This window comes from Mogibacterium timidum ATCC 33093, assembly GCF_000525775.1.
In the GTDB taxonomy this organism is placed as follows: Bacteria; Bacillota; Clostridia; order Peptostreptococcales; family Anaerovoracaceae; genus Mogibacterium; species Mogibacterium timidum.
Genome location: NZ_JALU01000017.1, coordinates 1 through 17909, shown reverse-complemented (window position 1 = coordinate 17909; position 17909 = coordinate 1). Strand labels below are relative to the sequence as shown.

At 48.0% G+C, this 17909-nt stretch carries 16 protein-coding genes and 1 tRNA gene; 4 read left to right on the top strand and 13 right to left on the bottom strand.

Translation table 11 applies throughout. The annotated features are described in order from the left end of the window. Positions 1 to 251 precede the first annotated feature (251 nt). Positions 252 to 1697, top strand: a complete 1446-nt coding sequence (gene nhaC / locus HMPREF0581_RS04740; RefSeq protein WP_009643268.1) for a Na+/H+ antiporter NhaC — start codon at positions 252 to 254, stop codon at positions 1695 to 1697. A 236-nt stretch (positions 1698 to 1933) separates the two neighbouring features. On the opposite strand, the gene HMPREF0581_RS04735 is transcribed toward nhaC, so the two are convergent. From HMPREF0581_RS04735 to HMPREF0581_RS04715, 7 genes are all read right to left on the bottom strand, one after another. Then, positions 1934 to 2179 (bottom strand): DUF3343 domain-containing protein, encoded by a 246-nt coding sequence (locus HMPREF0581_RS04735; protein ID WP_036380855.1) that lies wholly within the window; start codon positions 2177 to 2179, stop codon positions 1934 to 1936. Further along, positions 2179 to 2382 (bottom strand): sulfurtransferase TusA family protein, encoded by a 204-nt coding sequence (locus HMPREF0581_RS04730; RefSeq protein WP_009643186.1) that lies wholly within the window; start codon positions 2380 to 2382, stop codon positions 2179 to 2181. The genes HMPREF0581_RS04735 and HMPREF0581_RS04730 overlap by 1 nt, the downstream gene beginning before the upstream one ends. Before the next feature lies 1 nt (position 2383). After that, positions 2384 to 3445 carry a YedE family putative selenium transporter gene (gene yedE, locus HMPREF0581_RS04725; RefSeq protein WP_009643188.1) on the bottom strand — a complete coding sequence of 354 codons (1062 nt, stop codon included), beginning with the start codon at positions 3443 to 3445 and terminating at the stop codon, positions 2384 to 2386. Between the two features lie 165 nt (positions 3446 to 3610). Continuing rightward, positions 3611 to 3766, bottom strand: a complete 156-nt coding sequence (locus HMPREF0581_RS08815) for a hypothetical protein (RefSeq protein WP_009643250.1) — start codon at positions 3764 to 3766, stop codon at positions 3611 to 3613. Between the two features lie 15 nt (positions 3767 to 3781). Then, the gene (locus tag HMPREF0581_RS08915) at positions 3782 to 3907 is read right to left on the bottom strand and encodes a zinc-binding dehydrogenase (RefSeq protein ID WP_009643252.1); all 126 of its coding nucleotides are present in this window, start codon (positions 3905 to 3907) and stop codon (positions 3782 to 3784) included. Positions 3908 to 3911: 4 nt separating this feature from the next. Beyond that, a complete protein-coding gene (locus HMPREF0581_RS04720) occupies positions 3912 to 4454 on the bottom strand; it encodes a zinc-binding dehydrogenase (protein ID WP_408631968.1) in 543 nt (180 codons plus the stop codon). A gap of 92 nt (positions 4455 to 4546) precedes the next feature. Next, positions 4547 to 4621: transfer RNA gene (locus HMPREF0581_RS04715), tRNA-Thr, on the bottom strand. A gap of 302 nt (positions 4622 to 4923) precedes the next feature. On the opposite strand from HMPREF0581_RS04715, the gene ansA reads away from it, so the two are divergent. Next, positions 4924 to 5964 (top strand): asparaginase, encoded by a 1041-nt coding sequence (gene ansA, locus HMPREF0581_RS04710; RefSeq protein WP_009643228.1) that lies wholly within the window; start codon positions 4924 to 4926, stop codon positions 5962 to 5964. A gap of 290 nt (positions 5965 to 6254) precedes the next feature. Then, positions 6255 to 7376, top strand: coding sequence for an elongator complex protein 3 (locus HMPREF0581_RS04700; RefSeq protein ID WP_039883263.1), 1122 nt, complete (start codon positions 6255 to 6257; stop codon positions 7374 to 7376). Positions 7377 to 7489: 113 nt separating this feature from the next. Here the strand turns inward: HMPREF0581_RS04700 and HMPREF0581_RS04695 are convergent, their stop codons facing one another. From HMPREF0581_RS04695 to HMPREF0581_RS04680, 4 genes are all read right to left on the bottom strand, one after another. After that, positions 7490 to 9181, bottom strand: coding sequence for a ClC family H(+)/Cl(-) exchange transporter (locus HMPREF0581_RS04695; RefSeq protein ID WP_156791922.1), 1692 nt, complete (start codon positions 9179 to 9181; stop codon positions 7490 to 7492). A gap of 303 nt (positions 9182 to 9484) precedes the next feature. Then, the gene (locus tag HMPREF0581_RS04690) at positions 9485 to 10993 is read right to left on the bottom strand and encodes a DUF1846 domain-containing protein (protein WP_009643271.1); all 1509 of its coding nucleotides are present in this window, start codon (positions 10991 to 10993) and stop codon (positions 9485 to 9487) included. 76 nt (positions 10994 to 11069) lie between these two features. After that, complete coding sequence (locus HMPREF0581_RS04685; protein WP_009643211.1) at positions 11070 to 11552, bottom strand: DUF1934 domain-containing protein; 483 nt, start codon at positions 11550 to 11552, stop codon at positions 11070 to 11072. 11 nt (positions 11553 to 11563) lie between these two features. Beyond that, complete coding sequence (locus HMPREF0581_RS04680) at positions 11564 to 12775, bottom strand: FprA family A-type flavoprotein (protein ID WP_036380849.1); 1212 nt, start codon at positions 12773 to 12775, stop codon at positions 11564 to 11566. A gap of 256 nt (positions 12776 to 13031) precedes the next feature. Here HMPREF0581_RS04680 and HMPREF0581_RS08290 point away from each other — a divergent pair, with 256 nt between their 5' ends. Further along, positions 13032 to 14774 (top strand): S1C family serine protease, encoded by a 1743-nt coding sequence (locus tag HMPREF0581_RS08290; protein WP_051426938.1) that lies wholly within the window; start codon positions 13032 to 13034, stop codon positions 14772 to 14774. Between the two features lie 359 nt (positions 14775 to 15133). Here the strand turns inward: HMPREF0581_RS08290 and HMPREF0581_RS04670 are convergent, their stop codons facing one another. Beyond that, on the bottom strand, positions 15134 to 17239 hold the full coding sequence (locus HMPREF0581_RS04670; RefSeq protein WP_036380846.1) for a heavy metal translocating P-type ATPase: 2106 nt from the start codon (positions 17237 to 17239) through the stop codon (positions 15134 to 15136). Then, entirely contained in the window at positions 17239 to 17589 is a 351-nt protein-coding gene (locus HMPREF0581_RS04665; RefSeq protein ID WP_009643203.1) for a DUF6110 family protein, read from the bottom strand. The genes HMPREF0581_RS04670 and HMPREF0581_RS04665 overlap by 1 nt, the downstream gene beginning before the upstream one ends. Positions 17590 to 17909: the final 320 nt, after the last annotated feature.

The window sequence follows — 17909 nt, the reverse complement described above, 5'->3', positions numbered from 1 at the left end:
TTCATCGCTAATTGAGATAAACAACCCCACTCTTAAGATACAATGCACCTGCAAGCGGTATCCAGCTCCAGCATTAGGTGCAAAATTATGTTTGTTCGGCATGCTTTGTTCCTTGCAAAATATGCCGATAGGGACTTCATGCACATTCACTAATCATTAATTTATCAATTTTTATTATTCTCCTAGCCCGATTCATGGTAGAATAATAAAAATTTAACATTTTAACATTTCATACAGAAAGTTGGTATTGCATGAATAGCTATAACGAAAATACGAAAGGAAGGTCACCAAGGCTTCCTAAGCTGTGGGAATCAATTCTGACGTTTGTCCTGCTGATTGCAGTGATGGCAGTTGGAATTATCGTCTTTGAGACTGATCCGCATGTACCCATGTTCATCGGCGTAATTTCGGCCGCTGTCATGGCTTTAATATTGGGCTACAAGTGGGAGCAAATCGAACAATTCATGGTAACGGGTATATCGAGGGCCATGCCTTCCATCATGATATTAATCGTAATCGGTATCCTTATCGGAGTGTGGATTGTCGCCGGTGTAGTTCCTACGATGATTTACTTTGGACTCAAGCTGCTCTCCCCGAGCATCTTTCTTGTCGCGGCTCTCCTCATTTGCTCCATAACATCACTCGCAACCGGAACATCATGGGGTACTATGGGGACCATGGGACTGGCTCTAATCGGAATAGCTCACGGACTCGGCATCCCTGCCGCTGCCGCCGCCGGCGCTGTCATATCCGGAGCTTATTTTGGAGACAAGATGTCACCATTATCTGACACAACCAATTTAGCCCCTGCGATGAGCGGTACAAATGTATTCTCACACATTCGCTTTATGATGCTGCCTACGACTATAACGTATGGTATTTGTCTTATATTCTTCGCAGTTCTGAGCTTTAGATATTCTCAAGGGCTGGGAAATGCTTCAATTTCATCAGTCGAAATGATAAGCAACGGGTTGAAAAACAATTTTAATGTAAATCCACTTCTTCTCCTTCCGCCTATAATTGTAATTATAGCAGTTATCAAGAAAATTCCGGCGTTACCGGGCATTGTCCTCGGAATACTGTCAGGTGCTGTTCTCGGAATGATCTTACAGCGAGGCGACTGTACACTCGGCGATATTCTTAATTGCGGAATGAACGGATTTACAAGCGAAACCGGAGTAGCATCAATTGACAAGCTTCTGTCGACCGGCGGAATCAAGAACATGCTCTTTTCCGTTTCACTCACTATTATTTCTATGATGTTCGGCGGAATAATGGAGGAGACGCATCAGCTCGATGTCATAGTAGATAAAGTGCTGAAGCTGGTAAAGAGTGATGGCGGACTTGTAGCTTTGACTGAGGCCACCTGCCTTGCGAGTAACGCTACAATGCCGGAGCAGTACATTTCAATCGTTGTTCCCGGACGAATGTATGCAAAATCATATGAAGAAAGAGGTTTGAGTCCGACGACTCTAAGCAACGCGCTTGAGAATTCGGGAACAGTGACATCCGCACTGGTGCCTTGGAATACCTGTGGAGCATTTATCAAAACAACACTTCAGATAAGCACCGTCCAATACCTGCCTTTCGCAATATTTAACTACCTGATGCCTATTGTCAATATAGCTCTTGCCTATGCAGGTATTACAGTTGCAGATTCGAATGGCAAGAGAAAGCGCAGCTTTCGCAAGTCATAAACCTCCGAACAGGATTTATTGATTTAATCTCAGGGCAGCTTCTGCTAAGGTAAATTACAAATAAATTGTCCGGCTAATTGTAAACTGATTAAACATCATACTCACTGATTTTAATGACTATGGCGTTTTTAATACAATTAATATTCTTGAAAGTCGGAAATTTTAACAGCTGCCGCATTTCACTTAATGCGGCAGCTTCATACAATGGAACTTCAGTTCATATTCATCATAGAATATCAGTATTCATTTCCTTCGTGAAGAAGCTTATAGCCATCTTCATCGTGCAGATACAAGCCTTCAAGATCTTCCGGCTGTTCTGCTATAAGCTCTGCAATATTATCTAATTCAAACATGACGCATATTCCGCACGATGCGCTCAAGGCGCGCGGAACAGGCATCAGTTCCGCCTTGGAATCTATACTTTTTTGCATCTTATGGAATGTCTGAGCGCCATAGTGAGTGTAAAAAGTAGCTATATACATTACTTTAGAGTGATAAGATAATCACCTTCCGGCGTCTCTACATATTCCATAGTTAGATTATTGTTAGCTGCAAATCTCGAGATATTTTTGACCGGAGTCATATTATCTACCAGGATTTCTACCGGAGTTCCTTCCTTTACGGCATTTTGAGCCATGATTACAGGTTCCGGGCACGAATAGCCTCTTGCATCTACCTTAGTCATCCTACGCCTCCTTAACTTTTCTGACATTCATCAGACCTATGATAACAGTTACGATAATACCGAAAATAACAGCAATCTTGCCATTTGGAGTAGGTCCCAGCGGCGAAGAAGCTAGAGCGAAATTGTGGCAGAAAGCTGCACCGACAATCATTCCGAGCACTGCAACGCCTGAGTCTGCATTTCCGGTACCTGAAAGTACGACCTGACGAAGAGGGCAGCCGCCGAGCAGGCAGGAACCCAGCCCCACGAGCACCATGCCGAGGAAGTTCCAAAGAGCATCATTAAACGCGATAGGCTGCTTGTCGAAGCCTGCGTGGAAATTGCCAAGAATAAGATTTCCAACGATTGCTGCTACGAAGATTGCGATAAACCCGGACAGTAGATAAAAATCCTTGAACAGGATCGCATCACGAAATCCTCCTACCATGCACAGTCTCGTGCGCTGTGCGAGGACTCCGACTACAAGCCCTGCAACCAAAGAGATTGCGAGCGGAGCACGCATAGCACCCGGTCCCAGCTTGCTGAACACCAGAAGTGCCGGAAATGCGCATAGAATAACCAGCAAAACAACCGTGATTGCGGGCATAGCAGCACCTTCTGCGATTCCGAGCGGAACGGATTTCTTGAGGGTAAAGCCTTTCCTTAAGAACAGGATTCCTCCAACGATTCCTACTACGAATCCGATTAAACCAATTATTGCGTTCCAGTCGCCACCCGCGATTCTGAGAATCATTCTGAGCGGGCAACCCAGGAACATCAGTGCACCAACCATAACAAAGAATGAAAGCACAAATCTTGTCATCGGTGATGAGCCACCACGAACCTTAAATTCTTTACTGCCGAGCGACATTGCAAATGCACCGAGAATAAGTCCGATAATTTCCGGACGAGCATACTGCACAACAGGAGCGCTATGAAGCTTGAGTGCACCCGCTGTGTCACGCAAGAAGCAGGCAATACAAAAGCCCATGTTTGCAGGGTTGCCGTACTTAACGAGAAGTATTGCAGCCGCACCGACAATGAGCCCTGTAATGATAATCAGAGTACTTTTTTCCTTTTTCATTGTTTCCTCCTTGTTTTAAATATATCGATTGATCATATCGAGTATATCAAACAAGGATTTTGTATAAAAATTAGTAATTTTTATATTGCGAGGCAAGTATCAATATTTTCAATAACAATTTATTTTAATCGAGCTTTAGAAAATATTTGTCGCAAATCAGCATCCTCAATTCTCGTAAATCCTCTTCATCACAGCCTTGTACTTCTCGACCCTGTCACAGACCTCTGCCGCCGGATGTTGAATACGGCTGATATCCATGTTGCGCGCCGGCCGGTAAGCTTGCCAGTTGAATAATCGATGAGGAATACACTGCTTTCTCAACCACCATCCGTTATTTTATGCGTCTACTGACACAATAATCTTTCCGTTTACCTTTCCGCTGTCAAGAGCTATGCAGGCAGCCCCGATGTTTTCAAAATCATATGTCGCTCCGATCAGAGGTCTCAGCTGATGCGCGTCCATAAAATTAAAAATATCCTGCATGATCTGCACCGTTGACCTTCCCTTGAAGGCTTCCCTCATCCGGAATACACTCATCACATCCGGCCTTCTTTAACCGCTGAATCTTTGCTTCTCTGTGTGTCGTTCCGACAACCTTGCAGCCTAAAGCCTTTGCAAGCTGAATCGCAACATATCCGAGTGAGCAGGTCGCTCCGCGCACCAGCAGCTTATCCTCTTTTGTCAGGCGCAGACACTGAAACAGCGAGCCCCATGCCGTAAAATATGTCTCCGGAATTGCAGCCATTTCCTCCCACGAAAGTGCCGACTCTACCGGGAACACATGATGAATGGGAAGAAGGGCATACTCAGTATAGCTGCCGTTAAAACTCCTGCCCATACCTCCCATAAGGGCTACGACCTTCTGTCCCGTACTCCATCCGCTATCGGATTCACATGCAATTTCTCCGACACACTCAATACCGGGGACAATTGGCTTCCGGATGTAGTTGTTCAGGATTTCAAACTCGCGGAGAATCTCCTCGGAATGATTCATACCGAAGGCTTTCACCTCGCTATCGCTCGGTAAATCCGCTGCTAAAGCAGATACAATACAAACGCCTGCAAGTCGCTGAATATAAGCAGTTTGCAGGCGTTTATCATTGGAGCTACTGGCGAGAATCGAACTCGCAACCCCTTCATTACGAGTGAAGTGCTCTACCATTGAGCCACAGTAGCATCTAAAAGTTGCCAGTAAAGTATATAATAAAATCAAGGATTTATCAACGCCGCATTTTCATTATCATTTTGTTCCATGCTATAATAATCTCGGCAATAATCTCGGTGACTGCATAAGAGCAAAGGTTTAGAAAACGTAAAATTACAGCATTTGATATTTATTGCACATGTGCAATGTATGGCACATGTACGTGATACACCGGGACGACACAGAGCACACGCTGCACAGTACTCGTGTTCACCGGAAATTGTCCATTACGTGTTATGAATCACACGACAAACGATAAACGATGAGGAAACAAATGACCGAAATAGAGGCTGCACAGGTAATAGAAGATAAGAAGGTTTGCATAATTTACACCGGCGGGACAATTGGAATGTCTCGTACTGACAGCGGCTACGCGCCGGTCGCGGGGCACCTGCAGCAGGAGCTTGACCGCATCGATGACCTGCGCTCTACCGGCATGCCGCAGTATGAATTGGTCGAATTCACGCCACTGCTCGACTCGTCCAACATCACGTATGTACAGTGGAATATGATTGCTGAATCTATTGCGTCACGCTACGATGATTACGACGGCTTTGTTGTACTGCACGGCACTGATACCATGGCGTACAGTGCTTCTGCGCTTTCATTTATGTTCGAGAATCTCAACAAGCCGGTTATTTTTACAGGATCTCAGATTCCGCTCTGCGAGCTGAGAAGCGATGGTAAGGATAACCTGATTACTTCGATTCTGATTGCCGTTTCCGACAAAATCAACGAGGTGGCGCTATACTTTGGCCATAGGTTGTTGCGTGGAAATCGTTCCATGAAAGCGTCCGCAGACGGCCTGATTGCGTTCTCATCGCCAAATTATCCACCGCTCGCAGAAGCCGGTATCGATATCAACTACAATGCTCCTCGTCTCATGCCTAAGCCACGCGGCGAGCTGCTCGTGCAATCAATCAAGCCAGCCAAGGTAGGAGTCATCAAGCTGTTCCCGGGCATCCGGTTCGAGCTATTTGCGCCAATTGTGACGCACGAGCTCGATGCGCTGGTGCTTGAAACATTCGGAACAGGCAATATTCCTAATTATGACGAAGCTCTTCCGCCGCTGATTGCCCGTGCCATCTCAAACGGCACAGCAGTCGTGGTCTGCACGCAGTGCGCGCAGGGAACGGTCCGGCTCGGCGCATACGAAACGAGCTCTGAACTGGCGAACGCAGGAGCCGTATCGGGTTCCAACATGACAACCGAGGCTACAGTAGCCAAGCTGTATTACCTGTTCAGCCTCGGGCTGGAGCGCAGCGAAGTCAGCAAGCTCATCGAGACTGACCTCAGAGGAGAACTTGATCACTGACGGCGGTGCTCCTGTCTGCAAATGCATACCCTGAACTGCGTTCTTATCTTGCAAATTCAGGTTACACTATTCGCACATTCCGCAGTAGTACATGCTGATGATAATCAGGCATTACAAAATTCAGGTTACACTATTCGCACATTCCCCGAACTCAACACAGTATCGCATATCATCACAAATCGCCCGGATGTGCTGATATGCAAGCTGTTTAATTCATACCCGCTCGAAGACATCGGATCAATAATCGAAATTACTGAATAGGACGTAATTTTTTATATATAAGGCATATCATGAAACAACACGCTATCATTCCAATATTTATACCACATCTCGGGTGTCCCAACGATTGTGTTTTTTGCAATCAACGCAAGATAACGGCTCACACCGGAGCGCCCACTACGAACGAGGTACGAAAAACAATAGATACTTGGCTGGCAACCCTCGGAGAAGTTCCGACGATTGAAGTCGCTTTTTACGGCGGAAGTTTTACAGGCCTCGATATGGACGAGCAGAGTTCATACTTAGCTGTTGCCAAGGAATACAAGCATACCGGCAGGATTGACAAAATTCACATGTCAACCAGGCCTGATTATATCGACCACGAGATTTTGGATAATCTCAGGGCTTACTCCGTGGACACAATCGAGCTGGGCGTGCAATCGTTCGATGATGAGGTGCTGCGCAAATCCAATCGCGGTCACAGCGCAGCCATCGTATATGCAGCAGTCGAACTGATAAAAGAGTATGGCTTCGAGCTGGGGATTCAGCTGATGATAGGCTTACCGGGGGATTCGCCGGAGTCGTGCGTCTATTCGGCGGAAGAAACAGTCAAGCTCGCACCGTCGCTCGCCAGACTCTATCCTACTATCGTCATCGATGACACCGAGCTGCTTGAGATGTATAAGCGCGGCGAATACGAGCCTCTCAGCCGCGAGGAGGCTGTGACTCGCACTGCTGCTATGTACAGGATTCTCGATGATGCCGGAATCACGATTATGCGCGTTGGACTAAAGAGCACGGATATAATCGGTGAAGGTGGAGCTATCAACGGCGGTACATATCACCCGGCCTTCCGCCAGCTTGTCGAGGGACGCATCGCTCGCGACAGGATTGAGCCTGAACTCGCCGCAATCTCAAGAGCAGCTGAATCTATTCCTGCATATTCAGCTGCATCCAATTCATCAACCGAACCTCTCCTGTCAGATTCTACAGCTACCGTTCATGCGAATACATGTGTCCCTGCTCGTACCAAGGTGGATATCTTCTCGTCGCCGACCTGGTACTCGAATGCGGTCGGCAATAAGGGAGAGAACAAGAAGTATTTCGACTCCAAATTCCCGGAATTGAACATCAAATTCCGGATAGATGAACAGCTGGCCCCCGGTAAGTTCAGAGTCCGGCTTAAGAAATAGCTATGATACTCGGTTATCCGCCGGCCCTGAGCTTATTTGAGCTTAGGCCGGTGTATTTTATTCGGCCTGCCTATTCCGCTTAACTGCGGTTTTCTCCTGCTTATTCGACTGGGCTATTCGTGCTTATCCGACAGCGCAACGACCTTGCACTTCTCGTCGAGGACTGCCTCCGTCGCGGCGATGTCCTTAAGTCTGCAGAGTATCTCGAGATCGTCACCCCCATTTATAATAGTCGAGCCGTGCGGGATGATCTCCTTACCGTCTCGCATTACAGATACAATCAGGCTGCCCTCCGGCAGACCCATGTCCATAACAGCACGCCCGTCCATGTGCGATCCGTAATGGACACTCGAATCGATTACGACCTTGCGCTCGCGGATTGAGATGCGCTTCTTAATATATTTCTTGTCTTCTTTGTTATACACATCTGTCAAATACTCATGATCCGGCATTATATCTCCACTTTCCGACTTCACGCGCTGTCTGCGGTGCATGAGCTGGTCGTACACAGGCTCTCCGCCGAGCAAATCAGCCACAACGTAGGCAACAAGCGAGGTTGCAACCAGAGATAGCAGAGTCATGAAGTTGCCCGTCATCTCAGTGATGAGAATTACTCCCGTAATCGGAGCACGCACTATCGCTGAGAAATATCCCGCCATCGCAATTATGACGAAGCCCTTGATGTAATACTCCTCTACGCCAAATACATTGCTCAAAAAAGTCGAATACAGTCCTCCTGTGATTGCTCCGATGACCAGCAGCGGGAGAAAGATGCCGCCCGGGGTGCCGGTACCGAAGCTGCCGGTCGAGAAGAAAAATTTTGCGCCGAGCAGGATGGCGAGCGCTCCCAGCGCAAATTCCCCTGAGCTTATAGCCTCTACGAGGTCGTTGCCGCTGCCGAGAACTGCCGGGTAGATGAACATCATCAGAAAAGATACCATCATCATAATGCCTATGCTGATGAAGCTGCTGTGAAATCTCCCAAATAAGTCCTGCATCTTATCCAACGTCTTGTTGTAGATGACTCCAAATACGCCGAGTATCACACCGAGCAGGATTACCGCCCAGTAGAGGCGCAACGGGATCCTGTGATCTACGTTGAAGTTGAATACCGGCTGCAAGCCGATGATATTGACCGCCACATAGTCGGCCGCCGCGCTGGCTGCCATGGTGGATATGAGGACCTCTGCCGAGAAATTCTTGTGCAGCTCCTCTAGAGCAAACAGCACTCCGGCCAGCGGAGCTCCGAACGCGGCGGCTAGTCCCGCGCCGGCGCCACAGCTCATCAGCAAGCGTTCCTCAGTCAGCAGTGCATTTTTCCGGCGCGCGAAGCCCTTGCCGATCATACCGCCCAGCTGAATGCTCGGGCCCTCTCTACCGAGAGCCAAGCCGCCGCCGATAGCCAGAATGCATCCCGCAAACTTGGCGAGCAGCACCTTGCGCCAGTTCTGATCCTCCAGCCCCTTCAGCTCGCCCTCAATCTGCGGGATGCCGGATCCCGAAATATCCGGTTCAAAGCGGAGTAGCCAATTGAGAATCCAAGCTAGCAGAATCAATGCCAGCATGATAGCAAATGCGTAGATAGGTCTGACCTTGACCAGCTGAACAGCCAACCCGCGGACGTGGTCGGCTTTGACCAGCAGCAGTCGGAAAGCCGCAATAACCAGACCGACAAGGATGCCGACCACCACCCCCTCCAGGATGAGCTTGTATTTGAATTTCTGCTTCTGCTTAATATTGCGAACTACGTAGCTCTTGTCTTTATTGCGCTTGGCCGTCATGCCTGTTCCTTTCGTTTTTATCAATTATTATGTTAATCATCAGTGCAGATTGGTGAAATGCGAGCCGCGTCGCCAGCTCCCCCTCTCGGTGGTGCAGCCAATAGCTACGCGAGCAGCTTTCTCTTCAGCCTGCAACAGGAGCCACACCGGTGACCTGAGCTTCGGGCTACAATAAGGCTGTACCGGCAGCTCGAGGAGCTGCAATCAAGGCTGCGCCGGCAATCTGCCGCTGCGGATCTGCCTGCCGCGCTTCTTGCACTCTATGCTAATATCCCAAAAGGCAGCAGTCCCCTGCGGAACTGCTGCCTCACTATTTCTCCAAAACAATCACTTGGAATAGAGATCGCTGGTCGAGAACTCAGGATTTGAAGTCATGTCGATTCCGAGCGACTTCAGAGTCTGCTCATCTCTCTGGCTCAGGATCGCAGTGCTGTGAGCCCTGCATCCGCGCAGGCTGGGGAGCTTTTTGAGCGCAAGCTCAGCAGTCGGATTAGTCATTGTGGACATAGTTAAGGCCATGATTATTTCCTCGCAGCTAAGACATGACTTGTCACCGAAGAAGTCGACATTCATCTTCTGCAGACGTTCCAGTACCTGTGATGAGATAACCGGAATGTTATCGGATAAACCTGCAAGAGTCTTCACTGCATTCAGAATCATAGCTGCGGACGCTGCCATCCTATGTGAGCTTCTGCCTGTAACGATTTTACCGTCAGGGAGCTCGATTGCTGCCACGATTACATTATCGTAGCGTTCACTCTCGGCGCGCTTCTTCTCCGCATAATCCTCCGCAGGTGCCACAACCTTGCGGTCGTAACGAGTCGCGTCAACCTCCTCCATGAGCAGCTTTGTGCGTTCAAGCACAGATTCGTCAATCTTGCCCTTCTTATATGAAACTTCTGCAAGAAGGTACCTTCTGATGATTTCCTGCTTGGCAGCCTCACGGCACACATCATCGTCGACGATGCCGAAACCGGCGCGATTTACACCCATGTCGGTAGGTGACTGATACACGTCTACATCTCCTGTAATCTTGTCCAGGATTCTCTTCAGTACGGGGAAAGCCTCAATATCTCTGTTATAGTTAACAGCGGTCTTGCCATAAGCCTCCAGATGGAACGGATCGATCATATTTACATCCTTGAGATCTGCAGTTGCTGCCTCGTAAGCGATATTAACCGGATGCTTGAGTGGCAGACTCCAGATTGGGAAAGTCTCGAACTTAGCATATCTGGCCTTTGTGCCACGCCTGTATTCATGGTATACCTGCGACAGCGAGGTTGCCAGCTTGCCTGAACCGCCTCCGGGGCCGGTAACGACGATGAGCGGCTTGGTTACCTCGATATATGGATTTGCTCCGTATCCCTCATCGCTGACGATCGTATCCACATCCGTCGGATATCCCTTTGTAAAGTAGTGCTTATAAGTGCGAATTCCACGGCGCTCAAGCTTGTTGATAAACATGTTGACCGATGGATTGTTCTCGTATCTGGTAACTACGACCGAATTGATTCCCAGATCATAGCTGCGGAAAGCGTCAATGAGTCTCAGCACCTCAAGGTCGTACGTGATGCCAAAATCCTGTCTCGTCTTGCTTGAGATGATGTCTCCTGCGTAGATGCAGAGGATAATCTCCGTTTGATCTTTCATGCGGTTCAGCAGCTTGATCTTGGCGTTCTCGTCAAACCCTGGCAGCACTCTCATCGCATGCTTGTCCTGCACAAGCTTGCCCCCAAACTCCAGATACAGTCGTCCGTTGCCGTCCTCAATTCTCTTGAGGATGTATTTCGATTGCTCCTCGATATACTTTTCCGCACTAAAACCGACACTTTCCATTTTATTTTTAATCCTTTCTACATATCCATGAACTGTCAAAAAACAATCCGCAATTCCACCTTCTTATCTCCGGTCTCTAGCTCGGTTTAACCTCAATTTCAAGCTTGTTCCTGACGTTGATGAACGGCTCCATCTTGATCTTATAATCCGCAAAGATTTTGCCATATCCCTCATCGTCCAACGAAGTTTCAATCTTATTTGTATAAATCTCCATCTCGAGGTTTCCGGCCGGGATCACGTATTTAGTGATATTTAGGATTCCTTCTTCCAGCTGCATGTCCATCATGCCGGAGTCCTCATCCTTGCCGTATCTCCTGATACGAAGCTTATCGTTTCCTTCGAGTTTAATAATAGTCTTGGTATTCTGAAGTCCCGCATCCTCGGTTTCGTCATATGCTATGTACATAGTCCTGCCCTTGTTGTACAGGAAACCTTCTGTCGTCAACTCGATGTTATCCTCCAGGTTAAGCTCTCTTGTAAAGGTCTCCCCCTTCGGTTCGAGGCTTTCCGAGTATTGGTTGTTCGAAATTACCAGATTTACGCTTTTTTTACCCGTCATTAATTCCTCTCTTACGCTTCGGCAGCGACCGATGCAGCGATTTCCTTCGCCAGCTGTGCGACTGCTTCGGCAGACTCATCCTTAACGGATGACCTGATTGTAACGATATCCCCTATAAATTCTATGTTCTTAAGCCCCTCAAAGAATTCTTTAATCAGCTTGCCGCACGTAGGATTCCATGAGCCGTTCTCGATGATACCGACCTTCTTGTTGCATACACCCATCGATTTCATCTCAGTCAACGCCTCCTCCATCTTGACAAAGATGCCGTTGTTATAGGTCGTACAAGCGATAACGATGTGGCTATATCTAAACGCCTGTGGCAGCACATCCATCGGATCCCAATGTGATACATCCATCAGTTTCATGCGCGTAACGCCGCCCTCAGCGAGCTCGCAAGCGAGAATCTCAGCCGCATTCTTGGTGTTGCCGTAAGGAGACGCGTAGAGAATCAGAACACCGTTCTCCTCCGATTCATAACGCGCCCATGTCAGGTAAGCGTTGATATACTTCTCAAAATCCTTGCGGATGATAAATCCGTGCAATGGGCAAATCCTCCGGATGTCGAGACCTCCCACCTTGCCGAGCAGCTTCTCCGTAAAGCTGCCGTATTTGCCGACGATAGTCGTGTAGTATTTGCGAGCGGATGGTAACCACTCCAGCTCAAAGTCATAGGCATCTGCAAAAATGTTGCCGTCGTGAGCTCCAAATATTCCGAAGGCGTCCGCCGAGAACAGCGAGCCTGTCGTCTTCTCGAATGTCACCATAACCTCCGGCCAGTGAACCATAGGAGCCATATAGAATGATAAGGTGTGTGCACCCGTACAAAGCTCATCGCCTTCCTTAATCTCTATGAAAAATTTGTCAACATCCCATGTCACATACTGCTTAACCATCTGCTTGGTCTTCTTGCTGCCGACAACCTTGGCCTCAGGATGCCTCATAATCAGATCCTCAAGCGAAGCACTGTGATCAGGCTCTACGTGATTGACAATCACATAGTCGAGAGGTCTGCCCTTCAGCATATAGTCAACATTCTCATAGAAAACCTTTGCTACCGACATATCAACTGTGTCGAGCACTACGGTCTTCTCATCATCTATAAAATATGAATTGTACGCCATCCCATCTTTCATAGGGATTGCTCCCTCGAAGACAGACATCTTACGCTCATTGCCGCCAATCCACCAAATACCGTCCGTAACCTTGTAAGCGCAATGCATTTCGTACCCTCCTACTATCTAAACTTAAATGCACATAATGCATCAATCATATGGGTAGATTATACTACTTTGTTAAGCGTTTCATCAACTTATAAAGTCTTCAACCGCTTTATATCTCATGGATTTATCACTGTTTTTATCCGCCGGAAAATTCAATGCTTTTAAACTCTCACATAAAAAACATATTTTACCACTATTAACTCGCAATTTACACTATATAATAACTACGAAATGAAATTTTTTGAGGAGAAAGCTTATGAACGAAATGGATCAAAACACTCCAAGAGAGAATAGCAATACGCTCCCTCGAGAAAGCGATCCTACAATAGAATCCTCCATGAAGGAGCCACAGCAGGAATACTGGCAAGATTACGACTCTGTCTATGACGTTGCCAACACCCGACTGCCCGAAGAATCGGAGGTCAAGAAGGAATGGGGCAGCTATGCACCGGACGATGCGACAAATTTCATGTCGAGAGATGACTCATCCGATGGAGATACCTACAGCGCGGCACATGAAACAGCTTTTGATGGCCAAAAGTCCGGCGCGGCCGAATACTCTGAGACCGCAGCACCTGAACCTAATTTTGTGCTGGTTGATGAAAACAGCGGGCTTCCTGCCATGAGCAGGCACAGGCGATATTCGCAGCCCGACACCAGCGTTAATGCAGATGCAACTGCAGCCAACAATTCCGGCGATGCTATGTATACAAGGATGCATAGTGCGGGGGGCGAACCCCCGGAGCCTGATTATGGAAATTATACAGGGGCAGAGTCTGAGCCATATCACGAAAAACACGCCGCTAAGGAGCAGGGAGTTTATCACAGCTGGAACGGATTTCAAGCCTCTGCGAGCGGCACGACGAATGGCACGTCAGCTGCGAATGCAGGAGCGTACCCCGGATTTGCTCCGGGGCAGAGCACCGGAAACGGTGCCAATGCGCATAGCTATGTAACCAAGCGATTCTTTGTGCTGATCCTGATCGTCGCGATGGTGCTTACAGCGGCACTAAGTTCGACAATTGCGTTGTATTTTGCCAACAGAGGACCAAGCTATAAGAACCTTTCGAGCTCATCGCTACAGAGCGCTACCGGCAGCAAGCTGACCATCGGCGAGATAGCCAACAAGAACGCAGACTCGGTAGTCGAGATCAACACGACTGTCGGCAGCACGGGACAAGGCGCCGGCAGCGGAGTAATCGTCAAGGAGAATGGCTACATTGTGACCAATTATCACGTTATCGACGGGGCGACAACAATTGCTGTAAGACTTCACAACGGCAAGAGCTACTCGGCCAATGTCGTGGGCTACGATGCTCAGACTGACATCGCCGTCCTCAAAATTAATGCCTCCGGTCTCAACGCGGTTACACTCGGCAGGAGCAGCAAGCTTGCCGTCGGCAGCTTAGGGGTTGTGATAGGAAATCCGCTCGGAAAGCTGGGGGGAACAGTCACGTCAGGAATCATCAGTTCTAAGGATAGAAAGATTGAACTTGAGGGAAGGACTCGCACCTTGATTCAAACTGACGCTTCAATAAATGAGGGTAATTCCGGAGGAGCCTTATTTAACGGCAGTGGCGAGCTTGTTGGAATAGTCGTGGCTAAGGGCTCCGGTGCCGGTGTAGAAGGCCTTGGATTTGCAATCCCGATTGATTCAATAGCATCTTCAATTGATGACATCATTGAACATGGCACCGTAAAGGGTAAGCCGATGGCCGGGATCTCCATCTACGATGCTCCCGTTGAAAACAAAGAAATCGGCAAATCGTCCAAAGCCGTAATTATCGCCGAGGTTAAGGGGCAAAATGCAAAGGATGCAGGTCTAAAGAAGGGCGATCAGGTAGTGTCCATCAATAATGACAATGTATCAACTTCAGAGGAGTTGATTTCTGCAATACAAGGACATCGCATAGGTGATACTGTCAAGCTGGGAATAATACGTGACGGCAACAAGCTTTCAGTTTCCCTTAAACTGCAGAGCTCGGTGGATATCAAATAAAACTTACTTTTCTCGTTATTAATGCTATAACTGACACCGGATTGTCAGGCCGGATTATCAAGAGGAATTAAGCAAGACCCCCATTCACGGACTTGGTGCTCCGGAATGGGGGTCTTGTTCAGTACAAGCTATCGTCTCTTATACCCTGTAATCATCGTCATCGCAAAGCAGGCAACCGTGGCCCAAGCGAAGAATCTATGCTTTTTCATAGTCTACCTCCATAATTTTCTTTCCAAATTTTGAAGTGCTTTTCAAAGTTCTTTTTGTTGTACCGTCAAGTGCACCTTTTCATAGCAATATATTTTAAAATCCTTCTTGGCTATTTACCGGATTGCTATGAGAAGTCAAATCGTTTTAAGTTACTTAATCTCCTCTTCAACTTCATCAAGCAGCGATGTTGTACTATACAGTCCGCTTAAAATAGTAGAGCCATTGTGAAACAGTGCTGACGACGCAGGCGTCAATATGCCGGAAACTCCCAACCCGATCAGAGCTGCATTGAATGCAACGATGAATCGATAATTGTTGTCGATTCTGTTCATCAGCTGCATGCTGAGCTTACGAAGGAGGACAATCCTGTGAAGGTCATCCGACGATATGGTGATGTCGGAAATCTCACGGGCGATAGCAGCTCCCTCATTTACAGCAATTCCCACATCAGCCTCTGCCAGAGCCGGCGCATCGTTAACCCCATCTCCAATCATCATGACCTTACGACCGGCTGTGTGTTCAGCCTTTATGAATGCCAGCTTATCCTCCGGAAGCACCCCCGAACGATATTCCGTCAGATCAAGCTTCTCTGCCACCGCGGCAGCTGTTCTCTCATTGTCGCCGGTTAACATACACACCTTGGATACCCCTAAATCGTAGAGCTCCTTAATTACATCTGCAGCCTCATCCCGCAGCGGGTCAAATATACAAATTACCGCCTGTAGAACCCCGTCAATTGCCATGTAGAGATGAGAGTATGCCGTTGGCAAGCTATCCAGTTTATTCTCTTCCCCCTCGGGGACAGTGCATTTCATGTCCTCAAACACGAAGTGGTAGCTGCCGATTATTGCGTTGCTCCCGTTGATAGTGCTGGCGATTCCGTGTGCAACTACGTACTCAACCTTGGAGTGCATCTCCTCATGCGATATGTTGCGATTCCTGGCTTCAGCAACTACTGCATTTGCAACCGAATGAGGGTAATGTTCCTCCAGACAAGCCGCTATGCGCAGACTCTCAGTCTGATCAGCGTCGCCAAACGTAACTATATCTACTACAGAAGGTGTTGCGTGCGTCAGAGTTCCTGTCTTGTCAAATATAATTGTATCTGCAATTGCTGCCGCTTCGAGGAACTTACCGCCTTTGACGGCTATATCGTACTTGCTCGATTCCTTGATTGCCGAAAGCATCGATAGCGGCATCGACAAATTGAGCGCGCACGAGAAATCCACCATCAGGAAGGACAGTGCTCTGGTCGCATTACCGGTCAGCAGATATGTTATAACTGTTCCCGCTAATGAATACGGGACCAGCCTGTCTGCGAGGTGGAATGCGCGCTCTTCAGTCTCTGATTTGAGCTTCTCCGACTCCTCGATAATCTTGACGATCTGGTCATACTTGCCGGTCCCGGCTGATTGCGCAACCTCTATCACGCAGTTTCCATCTTCGACAACAGTTCCGGCATACACATAGCCACCCCGCTCCTTGTGAACCGGAATCGACTCGCCGGTCATAGTTGACTGATTGACCGATATTGAGCCCTCAATTACCTTGCCGTCCAGCGGAATCACGTTAGATGTGCGTACGACAATCCTGTCACCGGGCTTAACCTCCTTTACGTCGATAAGCACATCGACATCCTCAGTCCGCTTCCAGACCTTCGTGATGTTGAGCGACATCGCGCTCGCCAGGTCAGTGACCGACTTGCGGCGAGTCCACTCACCCAATGTATCTCCGACATTAAGCAGGAACATTACAGACGAAGCTGTCCTGAAATCCTCCCTGAGCATCGACACTGTAATCGCCGTCGCATCGAGTGTCGCAACCTCAAGCTTGCCCTTGGATAGAGACTTGACACCCTTCTTGATGAACTTGAAGCTCTTGGCAATCGTGATTCCACGGCGCAGCCATGGAGGTAAGAACAGCTTGCTCGCATATCTGAGCACAATCATCTTCATCATCTGCTCTTGATACTCGTGGTCGAGCTCCCTGCTTGTATGCTCAGGGACCAACGCTATCGCCTCTTCATCGGTATATGAAAAATCCCTGAGCGCCGAGAGCAACGCTTTTCGTCCGGCTGTGCCACCTCTGTATCTGATAGATGCATCCCCTGTTCTGTCGTGAATCGTAGCGTGTGTGACAAACGGCTTATTTTTTAGATAATACTCCAGAATATCTGCCTGTTCCATTGTCATCTTGTAACGGGGCAGATGGATGCGTATCCTGGAGCTTGATTCGTGAAGTATTACGAAGCGCATTACTCTGCGTCCTTAGCTTCTTCCTCTGCAGTCTGATCCCCGGTTGCATCCGCGTCTGCATCGTATGCTTCGACGATTGCTCTGGCATTCTCAACCATCATCATTTCGTCTTCAGCGTAGCGAACTGCATTCATATCCATTGCATCTTCATAGATATCCTCGCAGTTCTCTCTCAACGTTGTCGTTGTCTCCATCAGAGAATCCTTGCCACGCAGAACTGCCGCGGTGCAGTGTGTGTATACCTTCTTGGCATCCTTACTTGTAAGGATAACTTTGCCTACGGTTCCAACCAGGAAGCCTGCCGCTACGCAGCCAAAGCATTTACCGTTGATCTTACCTAAAAATTTCATATGTAACCTCCTCATTCCTGATACTCTAATATAATAATATCTTGAATTATTTCATAATATATCATCGATAAAAAACGCTAGTCAACATTAACTTTAGTTGCGGTTACCTAACTTTTCAACGCTTTTGGGACTTTTGCCGCTTTTCCGTCATACTATACATAAAAAACGCCGGCAATCATAAGCAAGGCTTAATTGCGCTGCCTGTCATACGTTATCTGACGTTTGCGAGTTATAGGACAAAACGTGCGGTCGTTGATCCCAGTAGTCGGACAATCAGGCTTATAGGACAAAAAACGTGTTTTGCTAATCCCAGTAAGAAG

What these genes read in the sequence shown, in the direction of transcription:
- nhaC (WP_009643268.1), top strand. Translation starts at nt 252, where the DNA reads ATGAATAGCTATAACGAAAATACGAAAGGAAGGTCACCAAGGCTTCCT.
- HMPREF0581_RS04735 (WP_036380855.1), bottom strand. Translation starts at nt 2,179, where the DNA reads ATGTATATAGCTACTTTTTACACTCACTATGGCGCTCAGACATTCCAT.
- HMPREF0581_RS04730 (WP_009643186.1), bottom strand. Translation starts at nt 2,382, where the DNA reads ATGACTAAGGTAGATGCAAGAGGCTATTCGTGCCCGGAACCTGTAATC.
- yedE (WP_009643188.1), bottom strand. Translation starts at nt 3,445, where the DNA reads ATGAAAAAGGAAAAAAGTACTCTGATTATCATTACAGGGCTCATTGTC.
- HMPREF0581_RS08915 (WP_009643252.1), bottom strand. Translation starts at nt 3,907, where the DNA reads ATGGACGCGCATCAGCTGAGACCTCTGATCGGAGCGACATATGATTTT.
- ansA (WP_009643228.1), top strand. Translation starts at nt 4,924, where the DNA reads ATGACCGAAATAGAGGCTGCACAGGTAATAGAAGATAAGAAGGTTTGC.
- HMPREF0581_RS04700 (WP_039883263.1), top strand. Translation starts at nt 6,255, where the DNA reads ATGAAACAACACGCTATCATTCCAATATTTATACCACATCTCGGGTGT.
- HMPREF0581_RS04690 (WP_009643271.1), bottom strand. Translation starts at nt 10,993, where the DNA reads ATGGAAAGTGTCGGTTTTAGTGCGGAAAAGTATATCGAGGAGCAATCG.
- HMPREF0581_RS04685 (WP_009643211.1), bottom strand. Translation starts at nt 11,552, where the DNA reads ATGACGGGTAAAAAAAGCGTAAATCTGGTAATTTCGAACAACCAATAC.
- HMPREF0581_RS04680 (WP_036380849.1), bottom strand. Translation starts at nt 12,775, where the DNA reads ATGCATTGCGCTTACAAGGTTACGGACGGTATTTGGTGGATTGGCGGC.
- HMPREF0581_RS08290 (WP_051426938.1), top strand. Translation starts at nt 13,032, where the DNA reads ATGAACGAAATGGATCAAAACACTCCAAGAGAGAATAGCAATACGCTC.
- HMPREF0581_RS04670 (WP_036380846.1), bottom strand. Translation starts at nt 17,239, where the DNA reads ATGCGCTTCGTAATACTTCACGAATCAAGCTCCAGGATACGCATCCAT.
- HMPREF0581_RS04665 (WP_009643203.1), bottom strand. Translation starts at nt 17,589, where the DNA reads ATGAAATTTTTAGGTAAGATCAACGGTAAATGCTTTGGCTGCGTAGCG.